Raw genomic sequence first — 16,131 nt, 5'->3', positions numbered from 1 at the left:
ACTCATTTCGCGGCCCGCACCTCCATGCTGCCGGTGCCGGTGCGGCCGTAGCGCGAGGGATTGTACATGTCCTCGACATAGGCCTGTGGCAGCACGTATTTCCCTGGCGAGACCGCGCGCACGACATAGGCCAGAGTGAACACCGATTTGGCGTCGCTGGCGCGGTCGACCGCCGCGGTGAAGCGGTCATCACGGAATTCGGTGTCTGCCGCGTCGACCCCGTCCTCGATCCAGTCCAGCGTGCCGCTGTCTCCGGAGGAGACCAGGTGCGGATTGTCGATCTCGAGCCCGGCTGGCAGATAGTCGGAGACGATGATATGGCCGTATTCCGGCTTCGGCTCGGTGATCTTCAACACCACGGCGAAACGGTCATTCTGCTTGGCCTTGCTCACATCGGCCGGCTTGCCGTCGAGCGTGTAGTAATTGCGCTCGATCGTAAAACCATTCGAGGCCGCGGGCTCCGGTACGACGGGAGCGCCTGACACCGAGACCACCACCTGCACCGGCGCATCGCCCGTGTTGGTGAGCTTGAGCGGCTTGTTCGCCATCTCACCTGCCTTGTAGCTGCGGAAGAGCGCGGTTTTGACCGCCTCGCCGTTGAGGTCGAGCGCCAGCGTCTCCTTGGCGAGCGCGCGGGCGGCCAGCACCATCCAGGCATTCTCCTGTGTCGAGGTATACGGCGTCAGTCCCCGCGCGGCCTCGACACGGGCGACGGCTTGCGTGATCGTCGCTTTCGGCGCATTGCCTTCGGCCGCAAGCGAGATCAGCGCGGCGGCGTCGCGCAGCGCCGAGCCGTAATCGCTGCGACCGAATTCCAGCGCCGGTTTGGGATTGAGGCTGTCGAGCGCGGCGGCATAGACCCGCTCCGCCCGATTGCGGTCGCCGACCAGCGCCAGCGCCGCCGCGAGCTGCGCCTTGGCGATCGGCGTCGCCAGATTGCTTAGCTTGGTGTCGGCGAGATAGCGCAAGTCCCCGATCGGCGCAGCGCCGTTGCGCGCGAGCACATAGAGGCCGTAGGCGAGATCGCGCCCGCCGTCCTTGTCCGGCTCGCTGGCGTTTACGACCGAGTTTCGGATGCGGTCGAGCGCGTTCTTGAACAGCCCGTCGGGCACCGCAAAGCCCTTTTCGCGGGCACGGGTCAGGAAATCCGTGACATAGGCATCGAGCCAGGCGTCGTCGCCGCCGGCCGACCACAGCCCGAACGAGCCGTTGGAGCCCTGGCGCGCGAGCAAGCGGTCGATTGCATCCCTGATACGCTGGTCGAGATCGGTGTCCATCGCCAGACGCGCGCCGGCTGCAAGCTCGTTGACATAGAGCAGCGGCATGGCGCGGCTGGTGATCTGCTCCGAGCAGCCATAGGGGTAGCGGTCCAATGCCTGCAGGATGGTTGCGGCATCGAGCGCCGTCGACAGGCTCGCCGACAGCGACACGCTGCCGGTGCCCGACACGAGATCGGAGAACATGTCCGACGTCAGCGTCAGGCTTTCGCCCTTCGCCAGCGTCCTGATCGAGCGGCGCGCCAGGATTTGCGTGGCGGGTTTGACGTCGAGCGCATAGTGCCGCGCCAGGGCAAGCCCGTTCGGGCCAGCAACAGCGACATCGATCTGCGCGGGACCGGCGCCGCCGCCATCGAGCGCCAGCGTGGTCGAGCTGCGCTGTTTGGCCGCGAGATGCAGCGTCGTCGCCGGATCGCCGTCGATCTTGACCGGCCCCGATGTCTTCACGTCGATGACATAGTCGCCGGGCGCACCCTCGACATTGTCGAGATCGAAGCTCATCGTGCCGTGATCGCCGTTGAGCAGGAAGCGCGGCAAGGTCGCGGTAAGCACGACGGGATCGCTCACCGTGACGTCGAGGCTGGCGCGGCCGAGCTTGGTCGCACTCCACGCCACCGCCATCACCCGCGCGGTGCCGGCGAAATCCGGAATGTCGAAGCTGATCTCGGCGGTGCCGTCGGCAGCGACCGTGACAATGCCGGAATAGAGCGCCAGCGGCTTCTGCGTCGGCGGCGAGCCCTGCAGTTCGGCGGCGCCGGCATCGCCGCCGGACCTGATCTGGCCGCGCGTGCCCTGCATGCCGTCGATCAATTGGCCATAGAGATCGCGGATCTCCGCGGTCAGGCGTCGCTGGCCGAGATAATAATCGTCCGGCGCAGGCGGCTTGTAATTGGTCAGGTTGAGAATGCCGACATCGACCGCGGCAACGACCACCTTGGCGTCTTCGCCGGGATTGAGACCGGTCAGCTTCACGGGAATCTTCAACGTCGCGTTCGGACGGACCAACGATGGCGGCGACAAATTGACCGCGAGTGTGCGCGCCGTCTTGTCGATGCCGAACCATTTCAGGCCGATGGCGCGGCCCGGCATGCGCTGTGCCGCCGCATCCAGCGGTCGCCGCAAGGTCGTCAGCACATAGGCGCCGGTGCCCCAGTCCTTGCCGACGGGAATCCTGACCTGCGTGGTGCCTTCCTTGACGTCCAGGGTCTGCGTCGTCAGAAGCCGCTCGCCGAGCACGTTGACAGTGAACTTGCCGGCCGTGCGCGCGTTCACCGTGACGACCATGGTGTCCCCGGACTGATAGTCCGGCTTGTCGATCAAGGTCTCCAACAGGTCCGGCGTGTCGGCGCTGCCGTCGGAATACCAGCCGACATCGAACTGCACCGAGGTGATCGGCCCATCCGCCTCGCTCGATTTCACGTCCAGCCGGTAGCGACCGGGTTGCGGCGTGAAGCTGATGCGTGTCGGCTTGTCGGCGGCAAGAGTGAGATCGCCGTCGGCAACGCGGCTGGTCGACTTGATCGGCTCATAGTCCCAAGAGGAGTTCTGGCGGTACCACTGCCAGCGCGATTCAATCTTCAACAGCTCATAGCGCAGGCCATCGCGCGGCAACGTCTTGCCCTCGGGCGAAACGAACACGACGTCGAAGTCTGCCTTATCGCCTTCGGCGACATTGCGATCGCCGAACAGCGGCTTGACCCCGATCTGCGCCGCGGTCGGCGCAACCGGGAGCACCAGCTTGCGCTCGACCGCGCGGCCGCCGCTCTCCGCCATGCGAATGAAGATTTGCGCTTCCTGCGGCCGGGTCGATGTCGGCGGTTTTGCCAGGCTCACCGGGAAGCTCGCGACGCCGTTGGCATCGGATTCCGGCAGGTCCTCGATCGGGGTCCGTTCGTTGGAGGTGGTCTCCTCGTCGGCGACGCCGAATTGATAGCCCGGAAAGCCGGGCCGCTCGGCGGCGGGCGCGACCAGCATGTCGCCCTCGAGCTGCAGGTTCGATGCCGGCGCGCCATAGAGGAAATGCCCGTCGACGTTAAGCTGCACCGGAGCATCCGCTTTGATCAGCTTATCCTTGGAGCTTAAGTCGAATTCGAGCCGCTCGGGGATGTAATCCTCGACCATGAAGGTGGTCTCGCCGACCGAGCTTCCTTTCGGGTCGGTGAACGCGCGAACGCGCCAGGTGCCCGTCGGCACGGCCGAATTGAGCGGAACGGCGAGGCTCCGGCCGCCGGCGCCCTGGTCGGGCAGCAGGGCACGGCGAAATTCGACGCCATCGGGCCGCTCGATCACCAGGGTGAGCGGCATGCCGGTGAGCGCATTGCCCTGCCCGTCGCGCAACAACGCAGTCAGATAGACGGTCTCGCTCGAGCGGTAGACGCCGCGCTCGGCGTAAACGAAGGCATCCGCGCCCGCAGGGACCGCCCGCCCCGCCACGCCGCGGTCGGACAGATCGAACGGGTTGGATTTGAGGCTCAGGAACGCGTAGTCGGCCTTTTCGCCCGCAACCGTCAGCAGCGCCGGCGACAGCCCGCCCTCGCCGCGCGCAAAGCCCGCCTCGAACAGCACATGACCGGCGTCATCGGTCTTGCGGGCGGCCAAGATCTCGTTGTTGCGCGCGATCAGTCGCACCTCGGCGCGCGCAACCGGCGCGGTGGATGCCAGCGAATTGACGAAGACATGAATGCCATCATTGCCCGAGAAGGCCGTGATGCCGAGATCGGAGACGATGAACCACTGGGTCGCGAGCTGACTGTCCTCGTCGCCGCTGGTACCCGGGCCCTTGGCCGCCGCCGTCATGACATAGACGCCCGGCCGCAGGTCGCCAAGCGCCTGGTCGACCGGGAATGCGGTCGTGACCTCCTGGTTGAGCGTGGTGGCCGTGGTCAGTTCGCCCGACCAGACCTTTTGTCCGCGCTGATCGCCGAGATCGGAGAGCTGATAGCTGCTGATCGGCCGCTGGAAATCGCTGTCGATCACGGTGTTGATCAGATTGCGATCGCCGATCCGGTAGACGTCGATCGCGACCGCCGGCGTGTTGACGCTGACGAGCGGAATACCGCGCTGGCCGGTGCGCGGCAGCACGTAGGCGCGGCCGGTGAAGCGCACGAAGGGCTTGCGGTCGCGCACATAGACGTTGAACTCGGCCGACTTGGGCAGCGTCTCCTTCACCGTGGAGGGTAGACCCGCGCGCAGGACGACGTTGTAGCGCTCGCCGTGCTTCAGTCCCTCAATGCAAAGCTGCTTCTCTTCCGACGACAGCGCCGGCTTGTCGGCACCAGCCAGCGCGACGTATGGCGTGAAGTCGGTGCGCTTGGCGAGTTCTTCGGAGAACTGAAAACAGATCCGGGGCGAGGCCGAATCGGAATCGACGCTGTAATCCATGAGTTTGAAGCCGTGCTCGTCGCGCAGCCTCTCATACCGTCCACGGACGTCGGCAACCTCGCGGCTATCGAGCGAGAGCCTGAGCGCGTCCAGCGCCGGCCGCCACAAATGCCGCTCCGCCAGGGCGCGGCCGAGCACGGCCAGAGCATCCGCCTCGTCCTGTGGATTGCCGGCGCGCTGATAGGCGATATAGGCGGCCGTCGAGGCGCGCTCGAGCAGGAAGGTCTGCTCGCTGGAATTTTTCGGCACGATCTGGAAAATGACGCGGGCCAGCCGCAGCCAGTTGCCGGCATCCTCCGGCGCGACGGCGGCGATCTGCCCGAGGATCTGCAGGCCCGAGCGGACATCGTTGCGCTTGAAGGCGGCGTCCGCGTCGGCCCTCAAGCCAGCCGCGGACTTGCCGACCGGCCCCGCCTCCCCCTTGATCTGGGCCTCCAGCTTGATGGCGGAATCCGCGAGATCGTCGCGCCTGAAGGCCTTGTCCGCGGCCAATGCAGAGACCAGGCCAAACGCCAGCGTGGCGCAAACCGCCGCGGCGCGAACCAAACCGATCATGACGGAGCTCCATGGGCCCGCGGACCTGCGCCGCGCGGCCGGAAAAGAAGTGCGAAAAGGTGACGGACTGATGGCGGGGGAACTTGAATAGCAGAAAGGCGCAATCGACATAGAATAACCAGGAACCTCGGCGCCCCCGGACGGGCGCAACATGCGGCGGACCGCTGGCGGCCGACCTCTTACCGCCTTTGTCGCATCTTCCTCGAAACCGGTTCGGAAAACTCTTTTCGCAATTGCGGATTTTTCATATTGGCAGTGCTATGAAAGTCGCCTGCCGGTTTGGCGGCGCGCCTTGAGACGGTCCCATAGCTCAACTGGATAGAGTAGCGGATTTCTACTCCGCGGGTTGCAGGTTCGAGTCCTGCTGGGATCGCCAATGATCCCGAGAGTTTGCGCGCGGTGCCAAAGGCGGCTGAGGCCAAGAGCCGGCGGCGGAATCAGGCATGCTCGCCCTCACCCTGCGCCCCCGGATCAGCAGAGCGTCAAATCTGGTCAAGGTGCGGCCAGCCGGGACTGCTTAGGATGCCAAACCGACGAGTTGGAAGACTGCGGGTCCGGCACAGTCGTGAGGCATCAACCGCAAGGACAAATCCATAGACGATTCGCCGCCTGATAGGCGCATTGCAGAGCTCGCGGGGTGGGTGAACGACGCGTCATCCGCTGCGAACTCCATGCTGCCATTAGCGTCGCTTGGTGGGTCCGCCGCATCTCCCGCCGTTCAAGCGGACGAGGAGGCCTGCGCCTCGCCAGTTTCGCGGCTGGACCAGCCCAACGCCGACAGCGAACCCGGGCAGGCCATATCCGCTTGAGCTCTCGCTGGCCATTCTCCAGTTGCAATAAGAACAAAATGGGAACATATAGACCAAACGACAGTCCGGCCCATGCGGAGCCGGGCAAGGCGCCAGCGGCGACGACGAAAATGAGCGACAGAAAACTCGAACAAGAGCGGATCGAGCTCGCAAGAATGACGGCCGTGAGCGCTGCGACAGATGCCGGTCGTGCCGCGCGCCTCGCCCGCAAATCACTCGTGGTTGCGATGTTGGCGCTCATCGTGGCTGTCGTGGTGGCGCTGGTGCGGTGAAGGCTGCTCGCAGCAAGGTCGCGGCTGGCCGCGCTGACCCTTTGCCGACGATCATTGCGCGATCGGGCATGTTGTCGGTGATTTGGCGCATCAGGACAGCGGGGCGGTGATTGCGGCGATCGCGCGCTCCCGCACGCTCGGCGCTCACATCGAAGGGCTGAGCGATCCGCAGGGCTTGAATATTTTGACCAAGTGCCCGTTCCAGCACTCATGGTGCTCTTGGGCGAAGGCAAGCAGCACCATGAACATCAAGGACACGATGGTACATCCGACCACGATATTCTTTATCATTGGCTGCCCTCCACTGCCGTAGCAGGCGACCACGCGGCCAAGATGATGATCACCAGGGCCGGCGGCCGTCAATGCGCTGCGAACTGCAAGAGATAACAGGCCGGTTTCAACGATTTGACGCGTCTTGGCAGACGTATTCACTCAATTTCCCGATCCTGACGAAGGATTGCACCGCCAGCAAAAAAATGCCTGGAACCTCATTTAAATTAAAATAGTTTAATTTTTATTTGTATATTTAATTTAAATTATTAACACTTGCTCGAAGTGCAAGGAGAAATCAAATGGGAATCGGCTCTGGCATTTCCGCTGCGCTTTTGGCCCTCACCCTGACAATGGTTGCGCCGCCCGCGAAAGCTTGTAACGACCGTGGGAATTGCGAGAACGCCCCCGGCCATCTCAAGGGAGCCCCCGGGCCAATAGCTGGCGCAGGTCTTCCGATCCTCGCAGTTGGCTACGGTGTCTATTGGCTGATCAAGCGCCGCCGTAAGCATGAGTGATACTCAAATATGATCGACGCTTGGTAGTCGGGGCAAGGCACTGCGACACGGCTCTTTCATAAAGCGGCACGCTGCGCGACTGCCGAGCGGCTTGATGATGGCATTGGCCTCTCCGCTCGAGAGGCGAGAGAGAGAGAGCAGATGCGACCCGGGGATCGCTTACGACCTCATCTTCCGGATCCCAAGACTCCACCGGCCGCGGCCGCATCTCCAGCAACGTGAACGGCCCGCAAGACTCGCTCTAATGCTGCGGGTGCATGAACGCCTGCATCTCCTCCAGGGTCAGTGTGCCATCCTTGTTGGCATCCATGGCCTTGAAGATTCGTTCGTGCGCCGCCTGAAACTCCTGCAGGGAGATGGTGCCGTCGCTGTCGGTATCGATCAGGGCGAACATGATGCGCAACATGATCGGGGGCGGGCCCATCATGCCGTGGCCCATCATGCCGGCTCCCATCATACCCCGACCCATCGTGTGTTCCCGCATCATGCCTCCCTGGCCTCCCATCGGGCCGGCACCCTCCTGGCCCATTGGGTGCGATTGCACTTGTTGCTGGTCTGGCGCGGGCATCATGCGGTCCTGTGCCATCGCACCGGACGCGCCAAATGCCAGAATGAGAGTGGGTATCGTGAGCAGAGGGACGCGCCTGTACATTTGGAACCTCCTCAGAAGAACGCAGCTTCCAGGCCCGATTAATTCGGCGCGAATGATATTGATCCTAAGGCTTGTGATGCGCTGCCCGGGTGCAAAAGAACGCGCGGCGGCGAACGAGGCGATGACGTCGTCGATGTCAGGAGAGCAGGCGCGGACTGGGACCAGTTGCCGGATCAAAAAGGGCCCGCCATTCGCGACGGGTCCAGTCCAGGGAGAAAGGTCTGCAGGATAAGCCGATTCGCGGCGGCGTTGTGTGATGCACTTAACACACGCGGCTAGAATTTCGGCACACTGCTCAGTCCGAACCTCGTTCCCAGCGACAAGAGCATGATCCGCAAAAGTGGAAACCGGTCTTCCGAAAAGATCATGCTCAAACAAAGAGGTGAGATCATGATCCGATTCGGTCTAATCGGATCATGATCTCATCGTGCATCGCGCCTGCGCCGGACAAACGAAAGCCGGAGCGCGTTTTTCGCGCGCTCCGGCTTCGCAGAATTTCAACGGTGACTTCCGCTCAATAACACCAGCGCGGATCGGCCTGCACGTATTGGCCGTTTGGATAGCGGTAATAGCAATTACCCTGCGCAAGATAGTAGCCGGGCCGGGACGCAGCGGTAGCGCCGGCGATCGCGCCGGTTGCACCGCCGATGACGGCGCCGGCTGCCGCACCCGAAGCGTGCCCGGTCAACAGCCCGCCCAGCACGCCACCGACAATCGCGCCGCCAAGGGCGCTCGCACCCGGATCCGGCGCGGGCGGCGGTGGAGGTGGCGGCGGAGGCGCATAGGCCGCAGTTGGCGGCGCATAGACGCCGGGCGGCGGCGCATCCGCATAAACCACGTCGTCGGCATAGTCGTCGGAGATGTAAGTCGGCGGCCCGTCCATTCGCTCGGGGTAGTAATACCAGACGCCGCCGACATCCCACCACCAGCCCATGCGGCCGTCGTGCATCTCATGGCGCCAGCGGCCGCCGTGCCAGTCGACGCGGCCACGATAGGCATGGCCGCCAAAGTCGCGCGCCACGACCGCACCGCGCGCGAAACGCGCATCGGCGGCCCTGCCCGGCGCAACACCGCCGCCCGGACGCGCAGGATGGGCCTGCATGGCCGGCCTTCCCGGCGCGGCCTGATTGGCTGGCGGCTGGCCCGGATTCCCGAATTTCGATTCCTGCGCCTGCGCCGGAACGGCCGATACAGCCATCAGCGAAATCAGCGGCAAGACCAGTCTTGTTCGGCTGGACGCGTTCATGTCTCGCATTCCCCCTTCATCAGAGCATGATCCGGAAGAGCGGATAGTGGCCTTCCGAACAAGTCATGCCCAATCCCATAGCGTGCCCCAGCTCTCAAACGTCAAGAGACGGGCACGCCTCCATTGCTGACAGCTTCTCGCGCTTTGTCTTGTTACAAATATGTAAGATCAAGACAATTTTGCGTCGTCGGCTGCCGGATCGCGCTTAGCGAATCCGCACTCAAGGCCCTTATCGCGCGGGCTCGATCACGTTGCAATTGGTCCGGCCCGACATCACGCAATCCTGCAGCTTGCTGGCCGAGCCGAGCTCGCGCGCGAGCCAGAGGCCCACGCCAAGCAAGAGAACAGCGATTACGAGCCCAACGATCGCGCCACGGCGATTATCGCCTTGTTCAGGTTCAGCCATGGTCCGTTCGCCGCCTTCTGCCGTCTTGCTCCGCGCCCAACATAGGGGTACGCGCTTTGCCGGCCAGCGCAATTGTGGTGATTTCACGTCGACCGGTTCCCGCAAGGCAAGGTTCATGCGAAACGGGCGCCACCGGGAGAAGGCCATCAATGCCATTCGCGCCGCCTTTTTGCTTTAGCGGTGCTTTGCGCGATCGTGGCTCCCCTCTCCGCGCGCGTCGGAGGGCCTCAAGACGACAAGGGAGATCCGGGGCCGCCCATCCGGCCAGCCCCGCCGGGTCGCCAGGACGCACCGGCGCCCAAGGTCCACCTGGACCGGCCGCAGCCAGCCTTTATGCCAAGACGCGGGACGGCAATGATTGCCGCTCGATCGGCTGCACCACCGAATGCGGCGCCGGCAAAGTCATCGCCTCCGCAATCCGCCTGTCGCGGCGAAGCATCAGCCAAGCGACGATCACCACTGGGGAGGTCTGGACCGCCCCCTGTCTCAATGCCGGCAACGGCATGATCGCGCTCTACGTGAGGGAAAAGCTCACAAGCAAATCGAGGGTAACAGGCGGGACTACCGCCTGAGCTCACACCCGCCGAAGCACGGCCCTCTCGACATGGCGGCTGCTGTCGACGACAGGCGACTTGTGGTCATCTCGGACGCAACGCGTCAGGAAAGCCGTGCGGCTGCAATGCCAGCCGGCGCCGAGAACCGGATGGGAGACCGGCCTTGGATAGCTGAGCGCAACTGCAATACCTGCCGCACAAGCCGCCACCCAAACGATCCACGCAACTGGCTTGCGATTTTGCGATGGAACGGCCATGGCCGCTACTCCTCTTTGAGCAGCCGCACCTTAGGCAGGGGTTCGCGCAAGTACCTGTGAATGAAATCACAATTCGGCAATTTTTGTTCGATTTTGATGAGGCAACGCGCGCGCAAGGTGGTGGCTTCTCAGCCCGCGACGCGGTAAATCCCTGCCGATTTCGCGCCCGACCTCGCGGTGCGCGACACAGCCAATTGCAACAACGAAGAGTGACGTAACAAGGCCCATTCGATGAGTGGATTCAAAGAACCCGGTTTCGCAGACCGGCAGAAAGCGGCGCAGCGCGCGCGGGAAAATCTTCTCAAGAGATTCCGCGAGCAGCCCGGCCCCGATGATCCCGAGGTCGCGCGACGCCGCGCCGAGCGCGCGGCGATCGCCGCCAACCGTGAGCGCGTGCGACAGGAGCGCGAGGCCGCCAAGGCGGAACAGAAGCGCCGCGAGGAGGAGGCCGCAGCGCTCGAAGCCGCGCGCATTGCGCGGGAAAAGGAAGAAGAAGCCGCACGGCAGGCTGCGCTTCTGGCCGAACAGAAAGCCAAGCGCGACGCGCGCTACGCCGCGCGTAAAGCGCGAGGCAAGCGGAAGTAGGTTCGCAACGACCGGCCGGAAGAGTTGTTCATGGCCGAATTGTCCCGCAGCCGTCATTCCGGGACGCGCAAAGCGCGAGCCCGGAATGATAACGGAGAAGCCCGTCGGGCAAATCACTCCGACGCGCAATCTGTTCGATTTCGCGGATGCGACGTCGATCGTTCGGAAAAAACATCCCGAAAAATCAGCGCGCGTAAAAGCCAATTTCGCAAAGCACTTCAAGCGGATCAGTGCGTTCAAGATCTTCCGCAAAAATATTCCGCTTTCGTTTTTTCAGAAATTGAGGATTACTACGCCCGTTCCGCGCCGACATGAGGGGCGTTACGCGTCGTCACGAACGTGGGGCGGAATGCGGTGGCCGCGGATATGCCGTAAGACGTGCGGCATTGATGCGGACGGCGAAGTCGTGTGGTTCTGGCGCGCCCATGCAGGCGCCAAGTCCGCGCAAGATGATGCGCGGGCGACGGTGGCAAACAAGCCGGTTCACCGAGAAGAGCGCGAAATAAGCCGTAAACCACTCGCGCAGGGAAGGCCGGACTGCTTTCGCCTAACCTGTGGCTTCTGCCCCGCGCGTTCTTGTTGCGCGGGGGCCGCGGGTGCGGCGGGCACCCGGCCTTCCCTGCACCCTCTGTATCCTTGGAGGGACAGACGCTTGCACAGCTCGGGCGCGAACGGCGCCGCGAGAATGCGGACTCTTGTCTCTCCATCGTTAGACGCCATTGCGACCTACGCTGTCTGAAAATTGAATCGGAACGTCTCTCCGACGTCGTCATGGCGAAAAGCCAGGACCCATGACCACAGGCCGTGGTTGTCGTGACAGCGACCTGCCACCGAACACGGCAACCTGACCGCGATATGAGCCCTGGCTTTTGCCAGAACGAAGAATTGGCGCGCGGCGCTCAGTTCTTTTTCATCATCCCGTCATCTTTTTTCATGCCGTCCTTGGACATCGCATCGCCCTTCTTCATGCTGTCCTTCGACATGGTGTCCTTCTTCATGCTGTCATGCGACATGCTGTCCTTGGACATCGTGTCATTTTTCATGGTGTCATCGGCGAAGGCTGCGGGAGCAAGCGTCAGGCTGAGCGACACCACGGCGGCCGAAACAGCGAGCGCGATCCGAGTGCAAATGGTCATGATGGTCATCCCTTCGAGAGCTGATTTTTGCAAGCGACTGACGCCGCCTCCCTGCTCGACGCCGCCACAGCGAGGTTTGTTACGCGGCGATCTGTAAAATTTTCGCAGTCCGGGCTTTTTTGCGGCCGGCGCAGGGGGTGGTTTTGCCGCTTCGACACAATTTCGCCCGTGATGGACGTGTTAGTGCGCGCGCACATCGGCAGGGGTTGGAGCGGGTGTGCGCCGCAACAAAGTGTCGCCGCCAATCGCGGCGAGGTTCCAACTATCAGATTAGAGAAATGCGGGTTGCATTCCGGCTAAGGTGATGCACAAGGCCGGGTTGAAAACCTGCTCAACGGTTGCATTAAAGGGGACGTTTTCCATGCTTACACGCCGTCATCTCATCGCATCAGCGCTGGCTGCCCCCGCCATCCTCCGGTTTGGAGTTGGCACCGCAAAGGCCGCAACCACGCTGAAGATCTCGCACCAGTTCCCCGGCGGCACCATCGACAAGGGCGACTTCCGCGACCGGCTTTGCCGCATGTTTGCCGCTGAGGTGGCAAAACGTAGCGGCGGCGACATTTCCGCCGAAATCTATCCCAATTCTTCCCTGATCAAGACCAACGCGCAGTTCTCCGCGATGCGCAAGGGGGCGCTCGATATCAGCCTCTATCCAATGCCCTATGCCGGCGGCGAACTGCCGGAGACGAATATCGGCCTGATGCCCGGCCTGGTTGCAACCTACGATCAGGGGATGCGCTGGAAGACGGAGCCGGTCGGCAAGGCACTGAGCGATTTTCTCGCCGATAAAGGCATCATTCTGCTCTCCTGGGTCTGGCAGGCGGGTGGTGTCGCCAGCCGGTCACGGGCGATCGTCGCACCCGAGGACGCCAAGGGCATGAAGGTGCGCGGCGGCTCACGCGAGATGGACATGGTGTTGCAGACGGCGGGCGCCTCCGTGCTGTCGGTGCCATCGAACGAAATCTATCAGGCGATGCAGACCGGCGCCTGCGACGCCGGCATCACCTCGTCGACCAGCCTGATCTCGTTCAGGCTCGAGGAAGTCTCCAAGGCGCTGACCTCGGGCGCGGGCGCGTCCTACTGGTTCATGCTGGAGCCCTTGATGATGTCGAAGGCGGTGTTCGACAAGCTGCCGAAGAACCACCAGGACATCATCGTCGCGGTCGGCAGCGAGCTTGAGGCCTTCGGGCGTAAGGGCGCGCAGGAGGATGATGTCGAGGTCGCCAAAGTCTACGAGAAGGCCGGCGCGAAGGTCGCTCCGCTCGATCTCGCGACCGTCAACAAATGGCGTGACATCGCCCGCGACACTGCGTGGAAGGACTATGGGGCCAAGACCGCAACCGCTGCCAACCTTCTGAAACTGGCCTCCAACGTCAACACATGATCCACGGTCCCCTTCCGGGTCGTGAGGACGCCTCCGAGGCGGCCACCGGCAACGCGCTGGTAGCCGCTCTCGGCCGCGGCCTCGCGCTGCTCAACAACGTCATTCTCGTTTTCGCCGCGATCGCCTTGATCGCGGCCTGCGTGATCTTGAGCTACAGCGTGATCGGCCGCGCGCTGTTTCAGGCCGCCAATTATTGGCAAGACGAGGCCGCGGTGTTCCTGCTCGTCGGCGCCACCTTCATGACGTCGGCCTACGTGCAGGCAAAACGCGGTCATGTCAGCATCGAAGCCTTCGTCGGGCTGCTCTCGCCGCTCGCCAATCGTATCCGCCTCTGGCTCGTCGATGTCGCCAGCTTCCTGTTCTGCGCCTTCTTCACCTGGAAATCCTGGACCCTGACGCAGGAAGCCTATGTCGACGGCCAAGTTTCCAACTCGATGTGGTCGCCGCCGCTCGCCATTCCCTATGCGCTGATGGCGTGCGGCATGACGCTTCTGTGCCTGCAGCTCTTGCTGCAGATCATCACGCCGCTTGCGGGGGCTTCGCGCCGATGAGTGTGTTCGGCATTGGCTTGAGTTACGGGGTCGCAACGCTGGTTGCGATGTTTTCCGGTATGCCGATCGCGTTCGCGCTCGGCGCTGTCGCCGTCGTGTTCATGGGCATTTATATGCCCACCGCTTCGCTCGATACGGTGACGCAGAATGTCTATGAGGAAATGGCCTCGATCACGTTGTTGTCGATCCCGCTCTTCATCTTGAAGGGCGCCGCGATCGGCAAGTCCCGTGCCGGTCAGGATCTGTACTCAGCACTGCATGCGTGGCTGCACCGCGTGCCCGGCGGCCTTGGCGTTGCCAACGTGTTTGCCTGCGCGCTGTTTGCGGCGATGGCGGGCTCCTCGCCCGCGACCTGCTCCGCGATCGGTTCGGCCGGAATCCCGGAGATGCGCAAGCGCGGTTATTCCGGCGGGTTCGCGGCCGGCATCATCGCCGCCGGCGGCACCCTCGGGATCCTGCTGCCGCCCTCCATCACCATGATCCTGTTCGCGGTCGCCGCGGAGAAATCGCTGGGCCGGCTGTTTCTCGCCGGCATCGGGCCGGGGCTGCTGCTGGTGTCACTGTTCGGCGCCTATGCCGTGATCCGCTTCCGCCGGGAATATGCCGCAGCCGAAGCCGTCTACAAGAAGGGCGGACCGCCCGCTGCCATTCTCACCCGTGACGAGTTCACGCTGGCGGAGCGGTTCAGCGCCCTGCCCCGCGTCCTTCCCTTCGTGCTGCTGTTGACGGGCGTGATGATCGCGCTCTACGGCGGTTACGCGACACCATCTGAGACCGCTGGGCTCGGCGGGATCTTAGCGCTCGGCCTGATCGCGATGATCTATGGCGTGTGGCGGCCGACCGATCTTGCCCCGATCCTGACCTCGACCATTCGCGAATCCACCATGCTGATGCTGATCATCGGCATGTCGCTGCTTTATTCCTACGTGATGAGCTATCTGCACATCTCGCAGTCGGCGGCGGAAGCCATCGTCGCGATGCACCTGCCGCGCTGGGAGCTGCTTGCGGCGATCCTGCTGCTGGTCATTGTGCTTGGCTTCTTCCTGCCGCCGGTCTCGATCATCCTGATGACCGCGCCGATCATCCTGCCGCCGCTGCGGGCGGCTAATTTCGACATCATCTGGTTCGGAATCATCATGACCATCGTGATGGAGATGGGACTGATCCACCCGCCGGTGGGGCTCAACATCTTTGTTATCCGCAACGTCGCGCCCGATATTCCCCTGCGCGAGGTGATCTGGGGGACACTGCCGTTCGTGCTGTTGATGATGGCCGCGGTTCTGGTGCTGTGCTTCGTGCCGGAGATTTCGACCTGGCTGCCCGACCTGATCATGGGGCCGGAGGGGGCGAGATAGCACGTGCTAGGTGACTGCCCGTCTCTTCTTCGCATTCAGCGCCGTGGCCACGCGGCTGACCGGCGGGCGGGCGAGCAGGCGGCTGATCTCATTGGTCGCCGCCAGCAACTTTTCCATATCGACGCCCGTCCTGATTCCCATGCCCTCGAGCATATAGACCACGTCTTCGGTCGCCACATTGCCGGTGGCTCCCGGCGCGTATGGGCAGCCGCCCAGCCCGCCCGCCGCGGCGTCAATCACATGAACGCCCTCTTCCATGCCGGCATACAGGTTCGCCAAGGCCTGGCTATAGGTGTCATGAAAATGCATCGCGAGGTTGGCCGCAGGCACGTGATCGGCAACCGCGCGCAGCATCTGCTTGGCTTTGAGCGGCGTGCCAACTCCGATCGTGTCGCCCAGCGAGATTTCGTAACAACCGAGTTCCCACAGTTTTCCTGCGACATCGGCCACCGCCTGCGGCCTGATCTCGCCGTCAAACGGGCAGCCGAGCACGCAAGAAATATAGCCGCGCACCTTGAGGCCATCAGCTTTCGCCCGGGCCAGCACCGGCTTGAAGCGCTCGATCGATTCCGCAATCGAGCAATTGATGTTGGCGCGGGAAAAGCCTTCCGAAGCCGCGGCGAAGACCGAAACGACTTTGGCACCCGCGCCACGCGCGGCCTCGTAGCCCTTCTCGTTCGGGACCAGAACATGGAATTCGGCGTTTCCAATGTGGCCGACGCCGCGTAGCACCTCATCCGACCCCACCATTTGCGGGATAGCCTTGGGCGAGACGAAGGCGCCGACCTCCACGGTACGCAAGCCCGCATCAACCAGCCGCTCGACAAAGGCGATGCGGTCGGCGACGCTGATGGGCGTCTTCTCGTTCTGCAGGCCGTCTCGCGGCCCCATTTCGATGATGCGCACGTCGCTCATTCGATGTC

General features: G+C 63.3%; 13 protein-coding genes and 1 tRNA gene. 7 read left to right on the top strand and 7 right to left on the bottom strand.

Translation table 11 applies throughout. From position 1 onward, the window contains the following. Nucleotides 1–2: 2 nt before the first annotated feature. Nucleotides 3–5,213, bottom strand: a complete 5,211-nt coding sequence (locus P6U23_RS20165; RefSeq protein ID WP_407174242.1) for an alpha-2-macroglobulin family protein — start codon at nucleotides 5,211–5,213, stop codon at nucleotides 3–5. Nucleotides 5,214–5,512: 299 nt separating this feature from the next. On the opposite strand from P6U23_RS20165, the gene P6U23_RS20160 reads away from it, so the two are divergent. Both P6U23_RS20160 and P6U23_RS20155 read left to right on the top strand, forming a co-directional pair. Further along, a tRNA-Arg gene (locus P6U23_RS20160) sits at nucleotides 5,513–5,589 on the top strand. A gap of 543 nt (nucleotides 5,590–6,132) precedes the next feature. After that, the gene (locus tag P6U23_RS20155; RefSeq protein WP_407174241.1) at nucleotides 6,133–6,294 is read left to right on the top strand and encodes a hypothetical protein; all 162 of its coding nucleotides are present in this window, start codon (nucleotides 6,133–6,135) and stop codon (nucleotides 6,292–6,294) included. 144 nt (nucleotides 6,295–6,438) lie between these two features. On the opposite strand, the gene P6U23_RS20150 is transcribed toward P6U23_RS20155, so the two are convergent. The 4 genes from P6U23_RS20150 to P6U23_RS20135 all read right to left on the bottom strand — a co-directional run bounded on the left by P6U23_RS20150 (nucleotide 6,439) and on the right by P6U23_RS20135 (nucleotide 9,542). After that, entirely contained in the window at nucleotides 6,439–6,726 is a 288-nt protein-coding gene (locus P6U23_RS20150) for a hypothetical protein (RefSeq protein WP_407174239.1), read from the bottom strand. 597 nt (nucleotides 6,727–7,323) lie between these two features. Beyond that, nucleotides 7,324–7,734, bottom strand: a complete 411-nt coding sequence (locus P6U23_RS20145) for an EF-hand domain-containing protein (RefSeq protein ID WP_407174238.1) — start codon at nucleotides 7,732–7,734, stop codon at nucleotides 7,324–7,326. Between the two features lie 514 nt (nucleotides 7,735–8,248). Then, on the bottom strand, nucleotides 8,249–8,980 hold the full coding sequence (locus tag P6U23_RS20140) for a hypothetical protein (protein WP_407174236.1): 732 nt from the start codon (nucleotides 8,978–8,980) through the stop codon (nucleotides 8,249–8,251). A 229-nt stretch (nucleotides 8,981–9,209) separates the two neighbouring features. Next, nucleotides 9,210–9,542: a hypothetical protein gene (locus P6U23_RS20135; RefSeq protein WP_407181779.1), complete on the bottom strand. Its 333-nt coding sequence runs from the start codon at nucleotides 9,540–9,542 to the stop codon at nucleotides 9,210–9,212. 886 nt (nucleotides 9,543–10,428) lie between these two features. Here P6U23_RS20135 and P6U23_RS20130 point away from each other — a divergent pair. Both P6U23_RS20130 and P6U23_RS20125 read left to right on the top strand, forming a co-directional pair. Beyond that, nucleotides 10,429–10,782, top strand: coding sequence for a DUF6481 family protein (locus P6U23_RS20130; RefSeq protein WP_407174234.1), 354 nt, complete (start codon nucleotides 10,429–10,431; stop codon nucleotides 10,780–10,782). Nucleotides 10,783–10,812: 30 nt separating this feature from the next. Continuing rightward, nucleotides 10,813–11,097, top strand: coding sequence for a hypothetical protein (locus P6U23_RS20125; RefSeq protein WP_407174232.1), 285 nt, complete (start codon nucleotides 10,813–10,815; stop codon nucleotides 11,095–11,097). A gap of 584 nt (nucleotides 11,098–11,681) precedes the next feature. Here P6U23_RS20125 and P6U23_RS20120 read toward each other — a convergent pair. After that, complete coding sequence (locus P6U23_RS20120; protein WP_407181526.1) at nucleotides 11,682–11,918, bottom strand: pentapeptide MXKDX repeat protein; 237 nt, start codon at nucleotides 11,916–11,918, stop codon at nucleotides 11,682–11,684. 361 nt (nucleotides 11,919–12,279) lie between these two features. On the opposite strand from P6U23_RS20120, the gene dctP reads away from it, so the two are divergent. The 3 genes from dctP to P6U23_RS20105 are packed head-to-tail and all read left to right on the top strand — an operon-like array spanning nucleotide 12,280 to nucleotide 15,208. Beyond that, on the top strand, nucleotides 12,280–13,302 hold the full coding sequence (dctP, locus tag P6U23_RS20115) for a TRAP transporter substrate-binding protein DctP (RefSeq protein ID WP_407174230.1): 1,023 nt from the start codon (nucleotides 12,280–12,282) through the stop codon (nucleotides 13,300–13,302). Beyond that, nucleotides 13,299–13,853: a TRAP transporter small permease gene (locus P6U23_RS20110; protein WP_407174229.1), complete on the top strand. Its 555-nt coding sequence runs from the start codon at nucleotides 13,299–13,301 to the stop codon at nucleotides 13,851–13,853. The genes dctP and P6U23_RS20110 overlap by 4 nt, the downstream gene beginning before the upstream one ends. Further along, nucleotides 13,850–15,208 (top strand): TRAP transporter large permease, encoded by a 1,359-nt coding sequence (locus tag P6U23_RS20105; RefSeq protein WP_407174228.1) that lies wholly within the window; start codon nucleotides 13,850–13,852, stop codon nucleotides 15,206–15,208. Before P6U23_RS20110 ends, P6U23_RS20105 begins: the two co-directional genes overlap by 4 nt. Before the next feature lie 6 nt (nucleotides 15,209–15,214). Here the strand turns inward: P6U23_RS20105 and P6U23_RS20100 are convergent, their stop codons facing one another. Beyond that, the gene (locus P6U23_RS20100; protein WP_407174227.1) at nucleotides 15,215–16,123 is read right to left on the bottom strand and encodes a hydroxymethylglutaryl-CoA lyase; all 909 of its coding nucleotides are present in this window, start codon (nucleotides 16,121–16,123) and stop codon (nucleotides 15,215–15,217) included. Between the last annotated feature and the right edge of the window lie 8 nt (nucleotides 16,124–16,131).

This window comes from Bradyrhizobium sp. STM 3562, from assembly GCF_045571435.1.
Classification (GTDB): domain Bacteria; phylum Pseudomonadota; class Alphaproteobacteria; order Rhizobiales; family Xanthobacteraceae; genus Bradyrhizobium.
This window is presented reverse-complemented; position numbering and strand designations above follow the sequence as displayed.

Excerpts from the sequence above, each read along its gene's own strand:
- P6U23_RS20165 (WP_407174242.1), bottom strand. The coding sequence starts at position 5,213 with ATGATCGGTTTGGTTCGCGCCGCGGCGGTTTGCGCCACGCTGGCGTTT.
- P6U23_RS20120 (WP_407181526.1), bottom strand. The coding sequence starts at position 11,918 with ATGACCATTTGCACTCGGATCGCGCTCGCTGTTTCGGCCGCCGTGGTG.
- P6U23_RS20105 (WP_407174228.1), top strand. The coding sequence starts at position 13,850 with ATGAGTGTGTTCGGCATTGGCTTGAGTTACGGGGTCGCAACGCTGGTT.
- dctP (WP_407174230.1), top strand. The coding sequence starts at position 12,280 with ATGCTTACACGCCGTCATCTCATCGCATCAGCGCTGGCTGCCCCCGCC.
- P6U23_RS20110 (WP_407174229.1), top strand. The coding sequence starts at position 13,299 with ATGATCCACGGTCCCCTTCCGGGTCGTGAGGACGCCTCCGAGGCGGCC.
- P6U23_RS20155 (WP_407174241.1), top strand. The coding sequence starts at position 6,133 with ATGAGCGACAGAAAACTCGAACAAGAGCGGATCGAGCTCGCAAGAATG.
- P6U23_RS20100 (WP_407174227.1), bottom strand. The coding sequence starts at position 16,123 with ATGAGCGACGTGCGCATCATCGAAATGGGGCCGCGAGACGGCCTGCAG.
- P6U23_RS20125 (WP_407174232.1), top strand. The coding sequence starts at position 10,813 with ATGGCCGAATTGTCCCGCAGCCGTCATTCCGGGACGCGCAAAGCGCGA.
- P6U23_RS20140 (WP_407174236.1), bottom strand. The coding sequence starts at position 8,980 with ATGAACGCGTCCAGCCGAACAAGACTGGTCTTGCCGCTGATTTCGCTG.
- P6U23_RS20135 (WP_407181779.1), bottom strand. The coding sequence starts at position 9,542 with ATGGCATTGATGGCCTTCTCCCGGTGGCGCCCGTTTCGCATGAACCTT.
- P6U23_RS20130 (WP_407174234.1), top strand. The coding sequence starts at position 10,429 with ATGAGTGGATTCAAAGAACCCGGTTTCGCAGACCGGCAGAAAGCGGCG.
- P6U23_RS20145 (WP_407174238.1), bottom strand. The coding sequence starts at position 7,734 with ATGTACAGGCGCGTCCCTCTGCTCACGATACCCACTCTCATTCTGGCA.